General features: G+C 33.4%; 26 protein-coding genes. 12 read left to right on the top strand and 14 right to left on the bottom strand.

The features are described from left to right. Positions 1-63: 63 nt before the first annotated feature. The 8 genes from KWG70_RS01710 (at position 64) to KWG70_RS01745 (ending at position 5,242) form a co-directional block, all read left to right on the top strand. Entirely contained in the window at positions 64-942 is an 879-nt protein-coding gene (locus KWG70_RS01710; protein WP_230934261.1) for a cell division protein FtsX, read from the top strand. Positions 943-955: 13 nt separating this feature from the next. After that, the gene (locus KWG70_RS01715) at positions 956-1,615 is read left to right on the top strand and encodes a hypothetical protein (protein ID WP_230934262.1); all 660 of its coding nucleotides are present in this window, start codon (positions 956-958) and stop codon (positions 1,613-1,615) included. Positions 1,616-1,671: 56 nt separating this feature from the next. Next, positions 1,672-2,022, top strand: a complete 351-nt coding sequence (locus KWG70_RS01720) for a hypothetical protein (RefSeq protein ID WP_230934263.1) — start codon at positions 1,672-1,674, stop codon at positions 2,020-2,022. A 6-nt stretch (positions 2,023-2,028) separates the two neighbouring features. Continuing rightward, a complete protein-coding gene (locus KWG70_RS01725; RefSeq protein WP_230934264.1) occupies positions 2,029-2,286 on the top strand; it encodes a DUF3098 domain-containing protein in 258 nt (85 codons plus the stop codon). Positions 2,287-2,361: 75 nt separating this feature from the next. Next, positions 2,362-3,159, top strand: a complete 798-nt coding sequence (locus KWG70_RS01730) for an undecaprenyl-diphosphate phosphatase (protein ID WP_230934265.1) — start codon at positions 2,362-2,364, stop codon at positions 3,157-3,159. Between the two features lie 2 nt (positions 3,160-3,161). Further along, a complete protein-coding gene (gene truB, locus KWG70_RS01735) occupies positions 3,162-3,854 on the top strand; it encodes a tRNA pseudouridine(55) synthase TruB (protein WP_230934266.1) in 693 nt (230 codons plus the stop codon). 37 nt (positions 3,855-3,891) lie between these two features. Further along, positions 3,892-4,431, top strand: coding sequence for a hypothetical protein (locus tag KWG70_RS01740; protein ID WP_230934267.1), 540 nt, complete (start codon positions 3,892-3,894; stop codon positions 4,429-4,431). Positions 4,432-4,489: 58 nt separating this feature from the next. Then, positions 4,490-5,242 (top strand): hypothetical protein, encoded by a 753-nt coding sequence (locus KWG70_RS01745; protein WP_230934268.1) that lies wholly within the window; start codon positions 4,490-4,492, stop codon positions 5,240-5,242. Here the strand turns inward: KWG70_RS01745 and KWG70_RS01750 are convergent, their stop codons facing one another. Continuing rightward, entirely contained in the window at positions 5,243-5,863 is a 621-nt protein-coding gene (locus tag KWG70_RS01750; RefSeq protein WP_230934269.1) for a thioredoxin family protein, read from the bottom strand. Positions 5,864-6,006: 143 nt separating this feature from the next. On the opposite strand from KWG70_RS01750, the gene KWG70_RS01755 reads away from it, so the two are divergent. Continuing rightward, the gene (locus tag KWG70_RS01755) at positions 6,007-6,570 is read left to right on the top strand and encodes a DNA-3-methyladenine glycosylase I (protein WP_230934270.1); all 564 of its coding nucleotides are present in this window, start codon (positions 6,007-6,009) and stop codon (positions 6,568-6,570) included. Positions 6,571-6,573: 3 nt separating this feature from the next. Here the strand turns inward: KWG70_RS01755 and aat are convergent, their stop codons facing one another. The 3 genes from aat to KWG70_RS01770 form a co-directional block, all read right to left on the bottom strand. Further along, a complete protein-coding gene (aat, locus tag KWG70_RS01760) occupies positions 6,574-7,200 on the bottom strand; it encodes a leucyl/phenylalanyl-tRNA--protein transferase (protein WP_230934271.1) in 627 nt (208 codons plus the stop codon). 255 nt (positions 7,201-7,455) lie between these two features. Next, complete coding sequence (locus KWG70_RS01765) at positions 7,456-7,827, bottom strand: DUF3127 domain-containing protein (protein ID WP_230934272.1); 372 nt, start codon at positions 7,825-7,827, stop codon at positions 7,456-7,458. Between the two features lie 41 nt (positions 7,828-7,868). Then, the gene (locus KWG70_RS01770; protein WP_230934273.1) at positions 7,869-8,738 is read right to left on the bottom strand and encodes a flavin reductase family protein; all 870 of its coding nucleotides are present in this window, start codon (positions 8,736-8,738) and stop codon (positions 7,869-7,871) included. 152 nt (positions 8,739-8,890) lie between these two features. Between KWG70_RS01770 and KWG70_RS01775 the strand changes: the two genes are divergently transcribed. Together KWG70_RS01775 and KWG70_RS01780 are read left to right on the top strand one after the other, a co-directional pair. Continuing rightward, positions 8,891-10,096, top strand: a complete 1,206-nt coding sequence (locus KWG70_RS01775; RefSeq protein ID WP_230934274.1) for a sensor histidine kinase — start codon at positions 8,891-8,893, stop codon at positions 10,094-10,096. A gap of 9 nt (positions 10,097-10,105) precedes the next feature. Next, positions 10,106-10,462 carry a hypothetical protein gene (locus KWG70_RS01780; RefSeq protein WP_230934275.1) on the top strand — a complete coding sequence of 119 codons (357 nt, stop codon included), beginning with the start codon at positions 10,106-10,108 and terminating at the stop codon, positions 10,460-10,462. On the opposite strand, the gene KWG70_RS01785 is transcribed toward KWG70_RS01780, so the two are convergent. Together KWG70_RS01785 and greA are read right to left on the bottom strand one after the other, a co-directional pair. Continuing rightward, the gene (locus KWG70_RS01785; RefSeq protein ID WP_230934276.1) at positions 10,463-10,852 is read right to left on the bottom strand and encodes an HIT family protein; all 390 of its coding nucleotides are present in this window, start codon (positions 10,850-10,852) and stop codon (positions 10,463-10,465) included. Between the two features lie 91 nt (positions 10,853-10,943). Next, a complete protein-coding gene (gene greA / locus KWG70_RS01790) occupies positions 10,944-11,417 on the bottom strand; it encodes a transcription elongation factor GreA (protein WP_230934277.1) in 474 nt (157 codons plus the stop codon). A gap of 168 nt (positions 11,418-11,585) precedes the next feature. Between greA and KWG70_RS01795 the strand changes: the two genes are divergently transcribed. Continuing rightward, positions 11,586-12,011, top strand: coding sequence for a Rieske (2Fe-2S) protein (locus KWG70_RS01795; RefSeq protein ID WP_230934278.1), 426 nt, complete (start codon positions 11,586-11,588; stop codon positions 12,009-12,011). An 87-nt stretch (positions 12,012-12,098) separates the two neighbouring features. Here the strand turns inward: KWG70_RS01795 and KWG70_RS01800 are convergent, their stop codons facing one another. The 8 genes from KWG70_RS01800 to KWG70_RS01835 form a co-directional block, all read right to left on the bottom strand. Continuing rightward, on the bottom strand, positions 12,099-14,282 hold the full coding sequence (locus tag KWG70_RS01800) for a TonB-dependent receptor (protein ID WP_230934279.1): 2,184 nt from the start codon (positions 14,280-14,282) through the stop codon (positions 12,099-12,101). Positions 14,283-14,575: 293 nt separating this feature from the next. Continuing rightward, complete coding sequence (gene arfB, locus KWG70_RS01805) at positions 14,576-14,983, bottom strand: alternative ribosome rescue aminoacyl-tRNA hydrolase ArfB (protein WP_230934280.1); 408 nt, start codon at positions 14,981-14,983, stop codon at positions 14,576-14,578. A 1-nt stretch (position 14,984) separates the two neighbouring features. Next, positions 14,985-16,541, bottom strand: coding sequence for a DUF4301 family protein (locus KWG70_RS01810; RefSeq protein ID WP_230934281.1), 1,557 nt, complete (start codon positions 16,539-16,541; stop codon positions 14,985-14,987). Further along, on the bottom strand, positions 16,538-17,113 hold the full coding sequence (locus KWG70_RS01815; RefSeq protein ID WP_230934282.1) for an AAA family ATPase: 576 nt from the start codon (positions 17,111-17,113) through the stop codon (positions 16,538-16,540). Before KWG70_RS01815 ends, KWG70_RS01810 begins: the two co-directional genes overlap by 4 nt. After that, on the bottom strand, positions 17,065-17,706 hold the full coding sequence (pnuC, locus tag KWG70_RS01820) for a nicotinamide riboside transporter PnuC (RefSeq protein WP_230934283.1): 642 nt from the start codon (positions 17,704-17,706) through the stop codon (positions 17,065-17,067). Before pnuC ends, KWG70_RS01815 begins: the two co-directional genes overlap by 49 nt. Beyond that, positions 17,690-17,950, bottom strand: coding sequence for a hypothetical protein (locus tag KWG70_RS01825; RefSeq protein WP_230934284.1), 261 nt, complete (start codon positions 17,948-17,950; stop codon positions 17,690-17,692). The genes pnuC and KWG70_RS01825 overlap by 17 nt, the downstream gene beginning before the upstream one ends. Positions 17,951-17,957: 7 nt before the next feature. After that, positions 17,958-18,683, bottom strand: a complete 726-nt coding sequence (locus KWG70_RS01830; protein ID WP_230934285.1) for a geranylgeranylglyceryl/heptaprenylglyceryl phosphate synthase — start codon at positions 18,681-18,683, stop codon at positions 17,958-17,960. Further along, positions 18,684-19,310 (bottom strand): 4'-phosphopantetheinyl transferase family protein, encoded by a 627-nt coding sequence (locus KWG70_RS01835; protein WP_230934286.1) that lies wholly within the window; start codon positions 19,308-19,310, stop codon positions 18,684-18,686. Positions 19,311-19,402: the final 92 nt, after the last annotated feature.

Consider the following 19,402-nt stretch of genomic DNA (forward strand, 5'->3'; position numbering starts at 1 on the left):
AGCGTTGTAAACCTTAAACAAACAAATTGTTTTTTATTTTTACATCATTAATCTGTTCTATTTATGGCGTCATCTTTTGATCAATATCAAAAACGAAAATTAATTTCCTCCTACTTTTCTGTAGTCATCAGTATAGCTTTAGTCTTATTTTTATTAGGATGTTTGGGCTTATTGGTGCTAAATGCTAAAAAAGTAGCCGATCATTTTAGAGAGCAAGTTGTTGTGACCATTTATTTGAACGACTCTGCAAAGGATGTTGAAGTGAATCAACTTCAAAAAAGTTTAGCCATGGCAGATTATACCAAAGAAGCGAAATATGTCTCTAAAGAAGAAGCTGCGCAAATCGTAAAATCTGATCTCGGCGAAGATTTTACCGAATTTTTAGGAACTAATCCTTTACAAAACTCAATAGATGTATACCTTAAAGCAGATTTTGTGACTAACGAAACTTTAGATGGTATTACAGCAGAGTTATCTAACAAAGCCTTTATTGAAGACATTAAATATGACAACAACCTTGTTGAATTAATGAATGATAATGTCAAAAAAATTACATTTTGGGTTCTTATCCTTAGTGCTGTCTTTACATTAATTGCTGTGTTATTAATCAACAGTTCGATACGTTTAGCCGTGTACTCTAAACGTTTTATTATAAAAACCATGCAAATGGTAGGTGCAACAAAACGCTTTATTAGAAAACCTTTTGTTTTTAAAAGTATTCAATTAGGAGTTATTGGAGCTATTGTAGCTTTAGTAGGAATGGGAGTTGTACTCTATTATCTCAATAAAACATTCCCAGAACTAGAATTACTTCAAAAACCTGTATTAATTAGTGCTCTGTTTATTGGTATTTTCCTTTTAGGTATTTTAATTACTTGGGTAAGTACATTTATTGCGACACAGCGTTTCTTGAATTTAAAAACCGACCAATTGTATTATTAAATATTATATTATTTTGAAAAAACTATTATTTCTTATCACTATTCTTACAGCTTTTGCATGTAAAACAGAGTCTTCTAATATTCCCGAAAATTTCGATTATGGTAAAGTTGAAAACGGCGTATATACCAACAGTTATTTTAAAATGCGTATGCCTTTTGATGCAACTTGGGATGTACAATCAGTAGAAGAACGCAAAGAGATTTCTGAGCTTGGAAGAGACCTTATTGCAGATGAAGATCTAAAACGTGCTATAGATGCTTCAACTATAAATAATGCGACTTTATTTACGGCCTATAAATATGAGTTAGGATCAACATTAGGCTACAATCCATCTATTAGTCTTATTGCAGAAAACATCAATCAATTTCCACAGGTAAAACGTGGGAAAGATTACTTAGTAGAAGCCCAAAAGTTAATGGAACAGATGCAGCTAGATTATACATTTAATTATGTAGACGAACCTAAAGTTATGGATAACTACTCGTTTGATATTCTAGAAGTTGATGTTGACTATTTAGGCTCACAATTTCAACAGCAATATATGTCAACAATTACAAAGGGCTTTAGCTTATTAATCGTTATTTCGTATGATACCGATGCACAGCGAGAAGAACTCGAAGCTTTAGTAAACAACATTGTGTTTTCTGAAGGACGATCTAAGAAGAAAAGCTAGACCATATAATATCCTAGTGGTTTCATACGTTATCATTGAACATCAACCCACTAGTCATGAAAAAACTGCGTCCTTTTTTTGTCCTAGCCCTTAGTCTCTTTTTTATAATAACCTTATCATTTAATTCCTGTATCATTACCAATCCAAAGCCTGAAGAATGCGATATTGAAATTGAAAAAATCATCAGTATTAAAGAAGGAACATCCTCTGATATTATTTTTAGCGATGACCATGGTGACCACTATTATATTAATCGCGGATTAGAACGCGGTCTAAATTTAGATTCTCTTAACGCAAAAGTTTTAAATAAAACCGTTACTTTGCACTTACCAAAATTATTTTTCGGTACCTCAGAGCATATAGCACAATTAGCAGTAGGTGATGAGATTATTTTTTCAGAGTTTTAAAATAGTATGGGAGAACAGAAACGTAAAGAAACATCTAAAGGCGATTTTATCTTCGGAAAGAAGAATTACAAATTCATGATTATAGGCTTAGCCTGTATAGCACTTGGCTTTATTTTAATGTCTGGAGGTGGTAGTGACGACCCAAATGTATTTAACCCAGAAATCTTTAACTGGAGACGTATTCGTTTAGCGCCAACTTTGGTTCTTATAGGTTTTGGTATTCAGGTCTATGCGATTTTATTAAACCCGAATAAAGGATCTTAATCTCAAAAGCAACTCTTTTTTAGAAATTCATATACTTTTTAGCACTAGGTACATCAATTTTGATATTTTTGCCTCATGGATATCATCGATTCAATTCTATTAGGAATTATTCAAGGACTTACCGAGTTTTTACCAGTATCATCAAGTGGTCATCTCGAATTAGGCAAGGCTATTCTTGGCGATAAGTCGGTACCAAAAGAAAGCCTATTATTTACAGTCGTTTTACATTTTGCTACTGCCCTTAGTACTATGGTTGTGTTTAGAAAAGATATTCTAGACCTTATCAAAGGAATTTTAAAGTTTGAATGGAATGACGATTTGAAATTTGTGTCTAAAATTGCTATATCTATGATTCCTGCTGTAATCGTTGGTCTCTTTTTTGAAGAACAATTAGAACAATTATTTGGCGGAAACATCTTACTCGTAGGCTGCATGCTTATTGTCACTGCAGCATTACTATTTTTAGCAGATCGCGCTAAGGATACCAATAAAAAAGTAAGTTTCCCTAATGCGTTCATTATTGGTATTTCACAAGCTATTGCCTTGCTTCCCGGTATTTCAAGATCTGGAGCAACAATTTCTACCTCTGTATTATTAGGGAATGATAAAACCAGAGCTGCTCGTTTCTCATTTTTAATGGTCGTACCCTTAATCTTTGGAAAAATAGCTAAAGATATATGGAGTGGTGATATTACTTATGAAAGTGCCAACTTTACAAGTTTAGGAATTGGTTTTATCGCAGCATTCATTTCTGGACTATTTGCTTGTACATGGATGATTGCTCTAGTTAAAAAAAGCAAGCTCTCTTACTTCGCACTTTACTGCGTTATTGTTGGTATCACAGCAATTATTTTCACCCTATTAAACCGTTAATAATGACAGCTGAAGATTTTCAATCTGGACAGGTTTTACTTATTGACAAACCCCTTAATTGGACCTCCTTTCAAGCCGTTAATAAGCTGAGATGGGAAATTAGACAAGCCTTCAATATTAAAAAAATCAAAGTAGGTCATGCTGGAACATTAGATCCTCTAGCCACAGGATTATTGATTATCTGTACTGGGAAAATGACCAAACAAATCAATACCTTTCAAGGGCAAGACAAAGAATATACAGGTACATTCGTTTTAGGAAGCACTACACCTTCCTATGATCTTGAAACTGAAATCGACCAAAGATTTCCTGTCGAGCACATTTCCGAAGCCTTAATTAAAGACACCACCAAGCAATTTATTGGAGCAATTGAACAGTTTCCTCCTGTATTTTCAGCATTAAAAAAGGATGGAAAACGTTTGTATGAGTATGCGCGTGCTGGTGAAGCTGTAGACATAAAATCACGAACTGTTCATATTTCAGAATTTGAAATTACACATATCGATGGTCAACATGTGAACTTTAGAGTTGTTTGCAGTAAAGGCACCTATATTCGTTCATTGGCTCATGATTTTGGTAAAGCCCTAAATTCTGGAGCACATCTTTCGGTATTGCGTCGCACTAAAATAGGAGATTTTGATGTTGAAAACGCCGTTTCTCCAGAAGATTTTATTGCTACGCTTTCTTCGGAATAATTCTTGATGCTTGTTTTGCTTCTAACAAAAATTAATCATGAAGCAACTCTCTACTTTACTATTGTTATTGTCCGTTTTGATGATTCAAGCGCAAGATGAAGAAAAAACGCGCGGAATTTTCTACAAGGCATCATTATCTGCAACTTTAACTACAAATGATAATTATACCATTGCCAATGATGATGGTGAATCATTTATTAATCTCAACGGTATTTTCATAAACAATACGATTGGTTACCAATTTGACACGCGCTCCAGTTTAGGGCTCAATATTGAATACGACCACTACATAGACCAAAATTTAAACTTTTTGCCTGTATATCTCGATTTTACGTATAACATCTTCGATTTTGATGATCAGGTCTTTGTTCGTGGTGGTTACGGGAAATTGGTCGACCTAGGGAAAGCCTTTGAAAACGGGAATACGTATAAATTAGGTATTGGGTATCGTGCCTATGACGATGACTTCAAAAATTCATTCTTAATCGGTTTCGATTTTAGTAGAAAACGCTTTGGTTTTAGGCAAACTGAAAAGCTCTCTAGCTTTGCCATTTTCTTTGAATTCATGCTCTTTTAATCCAATTTATGTATATTGAACGTATATAACAGACCAACTATAATTAAAATTTGCCTACTTGAATTTTGTTGAAAAACATAAAGCACTCCTTATCACGTCCTTAATTACAGGAACGTTAGTTCTTGCTATGTTTAGTTTTCATATCAAGAAAAAAGCAGAATTTATAGCCGAAAGTTATTACGAACTCGAACCTCAAACTATTGAAGAACTTGAGAAATTAGAGCGTTTAAAAGCTCTTGAAGAGCAGGAAAATGTGAGTCCGAAAACAAACCAAGCTTTTAATGAAGATGAAGAGTTCAAGGAAATGATGCGGAACTTCAAGTCTATGAATTCTCAACCTGAAGACACCTCAGAAGATTCTGAAGAGCCTCAAGAAGAGTCATCTTCCACATCTGAAGAGGTAATGACCTCTAACTCATCATATGGAAGTTCAAAAAATTATGCTTTAAAAGAAAACGAGCGTAAAACCTTCAATAAAGCAAATGACGTTTTAGCCATGCATTCACCAAAAGAAGATGCTAAAAACAATAAAGGGAATGCCAATAGTAGTGTGTCTTTTTCTTTAACCAATCGATCAAGAGTTAAGTTACCACCTCCTGTGTATTTGTGTGAAGTTAGTGGAAAAATTGTGGTGAATATTACGGTTAATGAACTTGGGCAAGTCACAGATACTTATATCAACTCATCGTCATCAAGCAAGAATCAATGCTTAATTGATACTGCTTTAGAATATGCAAAAAACGCCCTATTCTCTTCAGCGGACAGAAAAAGTCAGATTGGGTCTATTACGTATTATTTTCAAGGAAAGTAATTACAATTCTAAAAGGCCTACCATATCTTCAATAATATTTTGACCTTTATTTTTATTGTACCAAACCTGTAAATCTTCTTTAAACTCTGGAGTTAATGTACCATGTTCTGCTTTGTAATCGTTAACCATTTGTGTTGCTTCACTTGGTCTAGGTCCAAATGTATTTACAACATCTCCCGTAATGTTATCAATCATGATTAACTTGGCAATTGCGCGTCCACCATTAGTTAAAAACTGATTCATAAGCTCATCATTTTCATCTCTAAACACCAATTTCAAATCGATGTGCTCCGACAATTCTGCCAATTTATTAAGTACTGGTATCACATGAGCCGCATCACCACACCAACTTTCGGTAATGACCAACCATGTTACATTTCCGTTAAAATTAGCAAAACGTTCTTTAATGTCTTCAGAAACTTTAACGGTTTTATCCCAACGTTTCATTCGACGGTCGTTAAGCATTGTGTAGTTAACTAAGGGTTCTGTTTTTTCATTACCACTAGTAGATTCATCTTCTACTAATTGATGTACTAGTGTGCGGTAATCCTGATATGAAATTGCTTTTTTTAAGCTGTCCTTTATAATGTCTTGTACTGTTATCTGTTCCAATGTTGTCATAATATTTAGATGTGCAATTTAAGTGAAACTAATGCAATGAAAGCTGATTTTAATCATGAAATCAATAAACCTTTTACATCGTCCTAAAATAAGACGGATTATTAAGCAAAAACTTACTATTTTTAAAATTCAATAGAACTATTATGGCAAAACACAGATGTGGTTGGTGTGAAGGAGACACACTTTATGAAGCGTATCACGATGAGGAATGGGGAGTTCCTGTTTATGATGATGATACTTTATTTGAATTCTTAATTTTAGAGACGTTTCAAGCGGGTTTAAGTTGGATTACTGTTTTAAGAAAGCGTGAAAACTTTAGAAAGGCATTTGATCATTTTGATTATAAAACAATTGCGAAATACAATCAGAAAAAAGTAGATAAGCTACTTCAAAATGAAGGTATTATTAGAAACAAACTTAAAGTAAATGCAACCATAACCAATGCACAGGCTTTCATGAAAATTCAAGATGAATTTGGTTCATTTTCAAAATACATTTGGGGTTTTGTCGATGGTAAGCCTATTAAAAATAGTTTTAAAGATTATAGAAAAGCTCCTGCAAATACACCGCTTAGTGATACGATTAGTAAAGACCTAAAAAAACGAGGTTTTAAATTTGTAGGCTCAACTGTTGTTTATGCTCATATGCAAGCTACAGGGATGGTAAATGACCACGAAATTAACTGCTTTAGGTATAATGAGGTTTAGAAATTAGCTTAAATATTTTAAAAACTCTTCTCTAGGAATATCTTCAGCACCTAAACTTTCGAGATGATTTGTATAGACTTGGCAGTCTATAAGTTTATAGTTTGAATTTTGAATAAATGTTATAAAACCTACTTTACTCGCATTACTCACTTTACTAAACATACTTTCACCACAAAAAATACCATTACCAATATCAACACCGTACAAACCACCAACAAGCTCATTATTTAACCAAACCTCGACAGATTTTGCAAAACCTAAAGTGTAGAGTTTAATATAAGCTTCCTTCATGCTTTGAGTAATCCATGTGCCTTGTTGACCTGGACGTTTCATTTTGCTACACTCGTCAATAACAGTTTCAAAGCTTTTATTTACTGTGACGTCAAAATTACTATTTCTAAGAACTTGCTTCATGCTTTTAGAAACTCTCATACGCTCTGGAAATAGTACAAAACGAGGATCTGGAGACCACCAAATAATAGGCTCCTCATTATCAAACCATGGAAAAATACCACTTTTGTAAGCCAATATTAATCGTTCAGGAGATAAATCGCCACCAACAGCCAAAATACCCTCTTTTGTGGCATTGGATATATCTGGGAATTTTATGTCTTGATTAAGGAAATGCATTGAATCACTATAACGTTATAGTTGACTATTAGTATGTTAAATCTAGTTTTAAACTTTGAAAAGTATTGATTTTTCGCCATATTTGATATGACCTTTGTGAATTAAATTTTGTTCATCATTGCTTTTTTTTGAGTTTGTTTATAAAGGTCAAACCTAAAACCACAATACTAAGTCCCGGAATTTTTCGGGACTTTTTCTTATAAAAAAGCCTCAATTAGTATTGAGGCTTTTAAGATTTTTATTGAATAACTCCAATTAGAATGGTAGATCATCATGATCTTCCTCATTTAAATTAGTAGCAGGTTCAAAAGCTTCAGTAGGTGCTACTGGTGGCATATTATCTGCTTCGGCTTGCAATGCTTCAATTCTCCATCCTTGTACAGAGTTAAAGTATTTTGTTTCTCCTTGAGGGTTTACCCACTCTCTTCCTCTTAAGTTGATGTTTACTTTTACAGATTGTCCAACTTGATAGTTGTTTAATAAGTCTGTTTTATCTTGAACAAATTCAACCAAAATATGTTGTGGATATTGTTCTTCTGTCGTTACTACCAATTCTCTCTTTCTAAACCCATTACTTCCAAACGTTTGAGTTTCTCCAATCATTTTGATTTTTCCTTGTACTTCCATTTTTGTATTTACTTATGTTTAATTTAGATTGTTTTTATTATTTAAGATAGTAACAATTTCCATGCACTATCTACATCGCCATAACTTAAATAGTTTCTGGCAATTTTATGTTTTTCGTGGTGAGACATCATCTTAATATTAGGGTATCGCTCACTTACATTATTTACAAATTCATCAATTTCAGTTTGTTCAGGCAGGGTTTCAACATTACCTAACATTCCTAGGTCATTACCTGTTAAAACCATACTGTTTTTAACTTCACTTGGCATAGCATCTACACCTATCCCTAAGGTAGAAATTGGCTTAGGGATTTCAAAAAAACCTCTTTTTGCTCGGTTATAATAACTGCCTCCTGCTCTAGCTACTAAGTCTAATTTTTCTTGTACAATAACGTCCTTATCATCTAGAACATCATCAGAAATATGAAGCTTTACCACTTCACAAATTACTAGATTCCCTGCACCTCCTTCGGTCCCTAAATGTACAATTTCATTGACTTTACATTCAAATTGAACTGGAGATTCTGCTACTCTAAATGGTTTTACAATATCTGACTCCAGCATGGTTAATCCAGCTTTTTCAAACTCATTAACACCTTTAGCATACTCTGTGCTACTCAATGACATTTGCTGAACAATATCATAATTAACTACGTTAATAACCACCTCTTTAGTTGCTTCAACATTTTCTAAGGTGTGTTTAATCGTATTATTTCGAACTCGGCGAGCAGGAGAAAATATCATAATTGGCGGATTAGCGCTAAACACATTAAAAAAACTATAAGGTGATAAATTTGGCTTTCCATCGGCATCAACTGTACTTGCAAAAGCTATAGGTCTAGGCGCTACAGCACTTAATAAGTAGCCATGTAACCGTCCTGTAGAAATGTCTTTTGGATTAAAAGATGCCATTTTGTTGTTGTTTTCCCCTTAAACGCAACCGTTTCAAGATATTGAAATGCAAATGTAACCATATTGCTAGTGTTATAAAAATGAATTCACCCTATCTCAACACAATATTATTAACATAAATCCTTTATATTTAAAATTCAAAAATATAGTTAATGGCACTTACCATAAACCGCAATATGACACGATGGATTATCATCGTAACTTCATTTATAATTATCTCTCTTATTCTGTGGAATACTTATGTGTTTTTTCAAAATTTCAAAGCTGAAGAACGTAGCAAAATGGAAATCTGGTCATCGGCTCAAAGAGATCTACTTAAAGCAGTTGAAGATGCCGAACTCAGTAATAGTGATGATGTTTTTGCCGATCTAGATCTCGCTTTTGAAATACTTGACAACAATAATACAACACCAATGATTCTTATTGATGCAGATTCGGTTGTTGTAAATTTTAGAAATATTATCAATAAAACAGAAGTTGATTCTATTCATAACATTGAAGAAACTAAATATGTCAATGAAAACCTTAAAATACTCATTTCAAAATATGGTAAAGAAAATACACCTATAGAAATTGGAACCAATAGTCAAACGCTTTACTATGGAAATTCACCACTATTAAACAAGCTTAAATTTTATCCATTAGCCTTATTACTCATCATATTTTTATTTGCTGCTGTGGCTTATTTCTTCTACAAAAGCTCAAAAACTGCTGATCAAAATAAACTATGGACAGGTATGGCCAAGGAAACAGCACATCAAATCGGAACGCCATTGTCATCATTGGTTGGTTGGACTGAAATTTTAAGAAGCGAAAATGTGAATCCAGATTATTTATCTGAAATTGAAAAAGACATTACAAGATTGCAAACTATTACAGACCGTTTTAGTAAAATAGGTTCTGTACCTACGTTAGAAAAAACCGATGTTGTTAAAGAGACCTTAGACTCATATGAATACCTAAAAGCACGATCATCAAAATTGATCGATTTTGAAATTACAGCACCAGAACAGCAATTGTATGTAGACCTCAACAAGCAATTGTACAGTTGGACTATTGAAAATTTAGTAAAAAATGCCATTGATGCTATGAAAGGAAAAGGAGCATTAAAACTGGCCATAACGAATGATGATAAATATGTAAAAATAACAGTTCAAGATACTGGTAAGGGAATCTCTAAACAAAATTTCAATTCTGTTTTTCAACCTGGTTATACCACAAAAAAGCGTGGTTGGGGCTTAGGACTCTCATTGGCAAAACGTATTATTGATGATTATCATAATGGCAAAATTAAAGTCCTTAATTCTGAAATTGGCAAAGGGACGACTATGCAAATTTCATTGAAATTGTTATCTTAGTTACACGACATGAAAGAACAACAATACTTTACGCTTAAAGAAGTACAGCTCAACAACAATTGTCCTGAATGTTATTCTAACGAAGGCTTGCAATTGACATTTAAGCAACGCTTTGTTGAGAATGCTTTTTATAAAGCCATAACTGGTGACACCACTCATGAAATGCGTTGCAATACCTGTAATACAGATATTTTTCCTGTACGCTGGACCAACGATATTGAACAAGTAGTGGCGTATCAAGAACGTGCTGTAAACCCAAAACCAAAATCTACTAAGTTGAAAAAACTCGCTTGGATTTTCATAATAGCTGATGCGCTATTATTAATTGTGGTCGTTCTTTTTGTAACGGGAATCTTATCTTTCTAATTATAAAAACGATGCAATTTTACTAGCCGTCGCTTCAAATTCTTCTTTTGTTAAAGGCGTTTTACTAATAAATCGCGCATCTTCCATCGAGTTTAAAGGAATTAAATGCACATGCGTATGCGGTACTTCAAGTCCGATAACAGTCATTCCAACACGTTTACAAGGCACTGCTTTTTCTAGCGCTATAGCGACTTGACGAGAGAATTCCATAAGTTTATGATACGACGCTTCATCTAAATCAAAAATTTTATCTATCTCCTGTTTTGGAATACAAAGCGTATGTCCTTTGGCATTAGGGTTAATGTCTAAAAAAGCGAGAAATTCTTCAGTTTCTGCAACTTTATAACAAGGGATTTCGCCATTAATTATTTTTGTAAAGATAGAAGCCATGGCTATAATGTATTAGAGTGTATGTAAATATAAAAAGATTCCTCTTTTGAAGGAATCTTTTATCTATATATTATATTAACAAGACTTATAACTATCTCGAGATTTCTAAAATATCAAATTTCATAATCCCGTTAGGCACTTCAACTTCTGCTACTTCACCAACAGACTTACCTAATAATCCTTTTCCAATAGGAGAATTCACAGAAATTTTACCTGAGGCTAAATCGGCTTCGCCATCAGCCACTAAGGTATAAGTCATTTCCATACCATTGGTTTGGTTTTTTATTTTCACTTTAGATAATACTAAAGCTTTCGACGTATCCATTTGAGATTCATCTATAACACGTGCACCTGCAAGTGTTTCTTCTAACTTAGAAATTTTCATTTCCAACATGCCTTGTGCTTCTTTTGCAGCATCATACTCGGCATTTTCACTTAAATCACCTTTATCTCTTGCTTCTGCAATAGCTTGAGATGCTCTTGGACGCTCTATATCTTTTAAATGTTGCAGCTCGTCTCTCAACTTTTTTAAACCTTCAGCTGTATAATAAGATACTTTACTCATAATTCAATCGTTTAATAATAAAAGATGCTGAAATCTAAGATATAAAATAAACTCATCTTATTCAGCATAAAAAAAATCTCGCCATCACGAGATTTGTTATACAAAGATACAAAATATTTAATTCAACCTTTAAAATATTGTAAATTGCAACAAAAACTTAACAAGTCTATGAAAAAAGGCCTCTTTATGTTATCTCTCTTGTTTTTAATGAATTGTGGGAGTGACGACAGAATAAATAATTGCAACTTTTTACTCAACGTTGGTGTAAATGCTTCGCTCAATTTAAATTTACCTGAATTTAGTCAACTCATGTTCATTAGTAATTCGGTCTATGTGGCGAATCAAGGTAATGGTGGCATTTATGTTACAAACGTTGGCAACGGCAACTATCGTGCTTGGGACGCTTTTGATCCAAATCACGCACCATCTAACTGTTCTTTTTTACAAATTGATGGTGTTAATGTGACTTGTGGATGCGCTGACGAAAATGAATACAGTTTATTTACTGGTCAAGCTATTGGTGATCCTTTGCCTTGCGGATTAAAAGAATATCGTGTGACATTGTCTGGTAATACTTTGGTGATTAGTAATTAATCTCATCAAAATTAAATCATATAAAAAACTCCCAATCGTAAGATATGGGAGTTTTCTTTTTTAGCTTCCTGTATTTCAGGAATTGTATTAAAACTTCAACGTCACTCCTAACAAAAAGTTAGTTGTAGCCTGTGGATAGAATCCAGCAAAATAGCCTGTTGTAGTTCCTGTTGGACTTGAAGCATCATCAAAATCAAATGACCCAAAATAGCCATTAGACACATACTTTTCGTTAAATATATTATTAACCAATCCTGAAAACACAACTGATTTGAACATTGATTTTGGCTTCCATTGGTAAGTCACATTAAGATCATTAACGAAATAACTATCTAATTTAGAATCGCGATTTTCGGTATTTCCCATAAACTGTTCCCCAACATATTTACTTAATAATGCCATTTGAAAGCCTTCTTTTGGCTGAAATACAAAAGCATTGGCAGCAACCAATTCTGGAGAAAATGAAATATCTGTTTTACCAAGATCTAATAAGACACCATTTACAGATTCAAATGTTTCCCTATTTTTATTAGAACTGATCGTAAAGTTTGGTTGTACCGAAAATTGATTAGTAATTGCAATGGCTGCATCTACTTCTAAACCTAATCGATAACTATCACCATTATTTGCTCTAATTGGATCTCCAGTCGTATCAATTTGACCTGTTAAGACTAGTTGCTCATTATATAACATGTAGTAGGCATTTACATTCAATCTAAACTTCTGCTCGTTATGTCTCCAACCCAATTCGAAATCGTTAAGTTGTTCTGGTTTTACGGTTGCATTATTCTCAAAATCACTTCGGTTTGGTTCTCGATTTGCTCTGGCATATGAAAAATACAAACTATTATTTCCGTTAACTTTATACGTAATTCCTGCTTTTGGGTTAAAGAAACTATAGCTCTCATCAATATTAAACGGAATTCTATCTGAAGTTAATCCCGAAGTCTCATAACCTACCAAACGCAATTGTAAATCACCATACAAACTTACCTTATCATTCACACGATATGTCGCTTTGGTAAATAAACTCCAATCTGTTTTTTGACCGTTTCCTTCATAATAGCGATCTCTTATTTCACTATCACTTGCAAATTCTGCCCAGATGATTTCACCAAAATGGTCGCCGTCATAAAAGCTATATGAACTTCCGAAGATCAAATTCACTTCATTGTTTTTGTAATTAGCACTAGCATTTAATACATAGAAATCATTATCCAACCAACGACGTCTAATTAAATCTGTTGTGTTAACCGTTTCACTTCCTATCTCTAATGGCGTTAAATCATAATCTGAAAAATCTTCATCTTCTCTATATTGTTCAAAGTAGCCTCGTCCATAGGTATAATTTAATCCAATATTTGTAGACCATCTGTTGTTATAACGTTGATTCCAATGCAACTGATAATGATCCTGATTGTAGTTGTCAACTTCATTATCATAGAAGCGCGTGTTACCATCGACATCTGTATACATGCCTGAAGGATTAAAGGTTCTATTATTTGCTAAAGTTTCAGCGTCAATACCATTCCACGCCTGATAAGTCACTTCCTTACCACCAAACATAATAGCTTTAATCAATGTATTATCATCAACATATGAGCCTTGTAAAAAGTACGATTTCAAATCGGTCTCTGCTCTATCGATATAACCATCAGACGAAATATTTGATAAACGGCCAGCAATTTCAATATGATCATTAAGTAAGCCTGTACTAAATTTTACAGTATGTTTTCTAGTATTAAAACTTCCAAAGGAATTAGAAATTTCTCCATTAGATTCTGTAGACACAGCATCGGTTAATACATTGATACTAGCACCAAACGCTCCAGAACCATTGGTTGATGTTCCAACACCGCGCTGTAATTGCAAACTTTCTACAGACGATGCAAAGTCTCCTAAGTTGACCCAAAATGTTCCTAAAGATTCAGCATCATTGTATGGGATTCCATTGATAGTGACATTGGTGGATTGCGCATTAATACCACGCACTCTAATTCCTGTATAACCTACTCCTGCACCAGCATCTGTTGTGGTCACTACTGAAGGAAGATAGTTTAAAAGTACTGGAATATCTTGTCCTAAATTGCGTTTTGCCAATTCCTTTTTGGTCACATTGCTATGTGTAATTGGCGATGTAGCTTCTACTCTTACGGCTTTAACGAGGACTTCATCAAGCTTTTCTGTTTTGGTAGAATCTTGTTGCTTTTCTTGTGCATAAGTACTGACTGATAACACAAGAAGTGTTAAAAAAAGAAAAATGTTTTTCATACGACTATACGTAAATAATCGAATAAAAAGAGGTAATTATTCTTTAGCGTTAATAATTAATAAAAATTGTGAACATTAATATAAGTTTGATTAGAAAAATGCTAGAAGCATTTTTTTGCACCCACTAAAAATGTCCAGTGGACATTTTTTTAACGTTCGCTTCCTAAACAGCATTACCTGTTCTAGGTTCAATGGGTATGATCTCAGCCGATAATAGGCACCCCTTTTTTGAGAACGCTGCAAAGATAAAGTAGATTTATCATTTGCACATCAATAATTTTTGATTTTTTTAATCAATCGATTTCTGGTGGTTTTCGATTGGCTTTTTTTTCTGAGTTTCTACGCTTATTAGTGAGTCGTTTTTTTACAACTGCCTTAGGTATTTTAGTAGGAATCCGTTCTTTGTCTTCAATCAAGTTAACCTTTAATAATCCTAAAAACCGTTGAATGATAATGGCTTTATTTCGAAACTGACTTCTGCTTTCACTACATTGCATGATGAGTACACCTTCTTTTGTCAATCTTGTTTGGAGATTTGTTTTGAGCAACTCTTTTTGCTCTGAAGTAAGGACTTGAGAATGTTCTAAATCAAAGGTCAGCTCTACTTTAGAAGCTGTTTTATTAACATGTTGTCCTCCAGATCCAGAACTTCTAATTGCTTTAAAAGTTAATTCATTTAATATGGTTTGCTCATCAAACATGTTATTTGATTTGATGTGGAGCCTTAAGCAAGTCGTTTACTGTTTTAACTGGATTGAAGGTAATTAATGGTACTTCGATAAAAATAGTATTCCAGTTGGCCATACTGCCATTCCATAATCCAGGAAGTTCTAATGCTTTAAGATCTTTTCCTGTTTTAGTCTTCATTGAAATAAAAGCCGCTTTGGGATCTACAAACTTTCTAAGGTCAAACTTTTCGCCTCTATGATTTTTAACACCACAAACTAAGTCTACAGGGTTAAAATGTGTAGCCCCTTTTAAAATATCTTTCTGGTGCCTACTCTTTTTATTGATTTGAGCAGACTCCACAATTTGAAGGGAGGTATTTCCACTTTCGTCTTTTATCCAATACGGACCGCCTCCAGGTTCACCTTCATTTTTAACCATGCCACAAACACGAATTGGACGGTTTAATTTTTCAGCTAAATATTCGATTTGATACTTACGAGAATACTTTTCAAACTCCGAACTTATTCTGACATTCAATTTATTAGCCAAAAACTCAGCAACCTCAATAAGCAATTCTTCTGAAAGGTTGTCATTGTCAAGAACATCTAAGTATTTAAATGCTTGTTCTTGAATTTCAATAAGCATTCCAGCCAGTACTTTTTTGTACTTAGCCACTTCTGTTTTGTATTTATAGGTGACCACATTATCGATGTTTTTTATAAAAATAATATCGGCATCAAGGTCATTTAAATTCTCAATTAGTGCTCCATGTCCTGAAGGTCTAAATAGTAAAGATCCGTTCTCATTTCTAAAAGGCTTATTTTTTGGCGTAACAGCAATAGTATCTGTAGATTCCTTTTGATATGAAAATGAAATATCAAATTTGGAACCTGTTTTATCTTCTACTTTCTTTTCAATTCTGGCGAACTCCTCATCAAATTTATGATTATGCTTTTCTGAAATAGTGAAATGCAATTTTGTTGGTTCATCGCTTGATGAATACAATGCAGATTCGTACAAATGCTCTTCAAAAGCAGTTGATATAACTTGATTTTTATATTCATGAAAAGGTAATAGTCCTTTTGGAAAGTTTCCATAGTCTAATTTGTCACTATCTAGCATCATTTGAACAAATTTAAATCCTTGTTCGTCTATGGATAACTCATCAAAATTAGGGTTCTCTTCTTTAAGCCTAGCTCTAACAATATTATAAAAAGGAAACTTTTCTAAGCCCACAAAAAAGATAGATAAGTCTTTATTTTTATTGGTGTTTATATACGAATTAATACTTTTCTTTTTAAAATCGTATTTATCCAAAAATGGATATAAGAACTTAAACATTCTAGTGGCTGCGCCAGATGCTGGAACAAATTTTAAAATAGAAATAGCATCTTTTTTTGCTTCAAAGCGAAAGATTAAACGTGTGTTTTCTTCATTAGATAATCTTAAAATCCCATTATCTATTGTTGCTTCAGAAACTAAGTTAGAAAAAGGTATTCCATTTTCAAAAAGTCTAATTTGCTGTTCAACTTTTTGTACTGTTAATCCTTTACTTTCTATTTGTTGTATATCTTTTTTAGAAAAATTCAATCGGCTTTTTTTAAAAGTTCATCAATATGGGTTTTACAATAATTCAATCGTTCTTCAAACCCTCCTTTTACCACAATGTAAGGTTTTTTAGATGCTATTAACGCTTGTTCAAAGCGATTAAATTGCTGCAATCTGTTGTGTGGTTGGTCACGAATTCCATCAGCTTCCCACACCGTGTCAATATAAGTCAAAAAATACAAATCATAAGTATTTTCAAAAGCATATTTTTTGACTAATTCTGGACAAAACCCATGGTAATAAAATTGAGAATACACTTGAGTTTCTAACAAATCGGTATCACAAATTAAAAGTCGGTTTGCTTTCTTTAATTGCTCATTTTCTAATTGCATTTGTCCTATAGCAATGGGCAAAACGTCATCTTTAGTCAATTCATGGTTATCTAATGCCTTAGCTTCTGCATAGCTACGTGAGAATTCTTCGACATAAACTGTATCGTAGTAATTGGCCAACTCTTTTACCAGAGACGATTTTCCTGTAGACTCTGGTCCATATAAAACAACTTTTATACAGTTTGAGTTAATGTCACCGATTTGTTTAAGCTTTTCCTCCATGCTAAGTAGCCAAAAATGGCAATAAAAGTAAATCCAAAATATTGTAGGCTTGTAAAGGTAAACCCTTTATAGAAATATAATGGTACGGAAATAATGTCGCCAATGATCCAAAATATCCAGTTTTCTAATTTACGCCTTGCCATAAGCCACATACCAACAAAAAATATAGCTGTTGTAACAGTATCAACATAAGCGACCCAACTCGTCCATTTATCAAAAGTTTTATAAACGATAAAAACAAATGCTAAAGTTGCAATAAAAATGAAGGTACTAATCTTTTTTTCTTTAGGCGTTGTTCGTGTAATTGGAGTTACGTGCATTTCATCAACTTTTCGAGTCCAAATGTACCAACCATAAACACTCATAATAAAATAATAAGCATTGATCATCATGTCTCCAAGTAATTCCCATTTCACCAATAAATAAACAAAAATTGCAGTACTTATCATACCCGTTGGGAATACCCAAATTTTGTTTTGTTTTGAAAACCAAACCGACAGAAAACCAAAAACAACAGCAGTAGCTTCTAATACAACATCAATAGTAGAATACGTACTATATTGACCAAAAAAAAACTCAAAAATGTGGTTCATAGTTGTGTCGATCAGATTTTACGATTTTCATATGTAAGAGTCCATTTTCAATAAGCTCGAAAGCTTCTTTTATTTCTGAAGTAAGCAAGGCCATCACCTCATCATAGTTTCCATAAACTTGTGTACTCAAAGGGTTTTCAAGTACCTTAAAATTTGAAGCACGTAATTTTTTTATAAAATGAATGATGGCAGGTTCATAGTCATCATGTAATGGCGTTAAGGTTAACTCTACTGAAATATTCACGTACGTATTATTTTTTTAATTCATCAAAAAAGGAGACATCATCTTCAAAAGCTGTTCCTATAACTACGATATCAGCTCCATTAGTATAAGCGGTTTCTAATTGATGTTGACTTCGTATACCACCACCAACAATAAGTGGAATCTTTAATTCTTGTTTCACAAAACTAATAATTTCGGCTGGCACGGGATGCAGAGCACCACTTCCAGCTTCAAGGTATATAAGTTTCATCCCAAGAAGTTCTCCAGCTTTAGCTGTATCAACAATGTCTTGAACATTAAGTCTGGGTATAGGCTTCGTTTTTGTGACCTTCTCAACTGCTGTTTCTTTACCATTTTCAATGAGTACATAACCCGTAGGAATTACTTCTAAATTAGAGCCTTTCAACTTTGAAACAGCCCGAATATGCTTCCCTATAAGATACTCTGGATTATTACCAGAAATCAATGATAAAAATAAAACAGCGTCGGCACGATTTGTCAATTGCGTCACATCACCAGGAAATAAAACGATAGGTAAATTAGTATATGTTTTAATTTCTGTCACTAAAATTTCAGTAGCATGATCATCAACTATACTTCCACCAACAAAGATCAAATTGGCCTTACTCTTATTGAGTTTTTTCATGAAATCAGATAAGCCTTCAGACTTCATTTTGTCTGGATCTATAAGTACCGCTAATCCTTTTTTGCCTTCGGAAATAGAATTCAATATGTTACTATAAACTGTCTTCATTTAAGTGGTCACAAAAGCACAAGTAAATCCTTCAAACTCTAAAAACTCTGTGTTATATCTATATTTCTTGTTCATATAATCTATCCATGCTACAGTTTTCCCATCTTGTAACATAAATGGAATCACTAAAAAATGCTCTCTAAACAACATGCCTGGCGTCGCAAATAATTTGTAAAGTGATTCTTTAATTCCCCAAATAACTGTGAGTTTTTTTATGTAAGTGTCGTCATCTTTGGAAAGATATTTAAATTCATAATCCACAAACTTCTTGGCAATGATTGCAATTTTTTCTCGTTGTTTTTCAATATCGATTCCTACTTCATTATCACTAATAATCACTCCTGAAAATATAAATGAATGGGTAATGGATATGTGTTTCCCATCTTTTAAATGCGGTTTTCCGTAGTCATCATAATACAGGTCTTGATCTGTATAACCAAAATCTCTAAGTAAATGCCGAACACTTAGAAATCCGCGTTGGTGCAGCTCGCTTTTCATTCCTAAAACACGCTCTAAGCTATTTGATTTTAAATCTAAAGGTTTAAATAAGTCCTCATAAGACTCTGTAATCTTCCAGATTTTAACAGTAGTTTGTGAGTTTGGTTGGATAGTTTTATAAAGTGGCATTTAATTATCTGAAACTTAATGGTTATCTTTGCAGCGCCTTTGGCGAAATTGATATTTTGGTCAAGCGAATTTAACCAATTTCAAACTCTAAA

Origin of the sequence: Psychroserpens luteolus, from assembly GCF_021032705.1 — a bacterium.
GTDB classification, from domain to species: domain Bacteria; phylum Bacteroidota; class Bacteroidia; order Flavobacteriales; family Flavobacteriaceae; genus Psychroserpens; species Psychroserpens luteolus.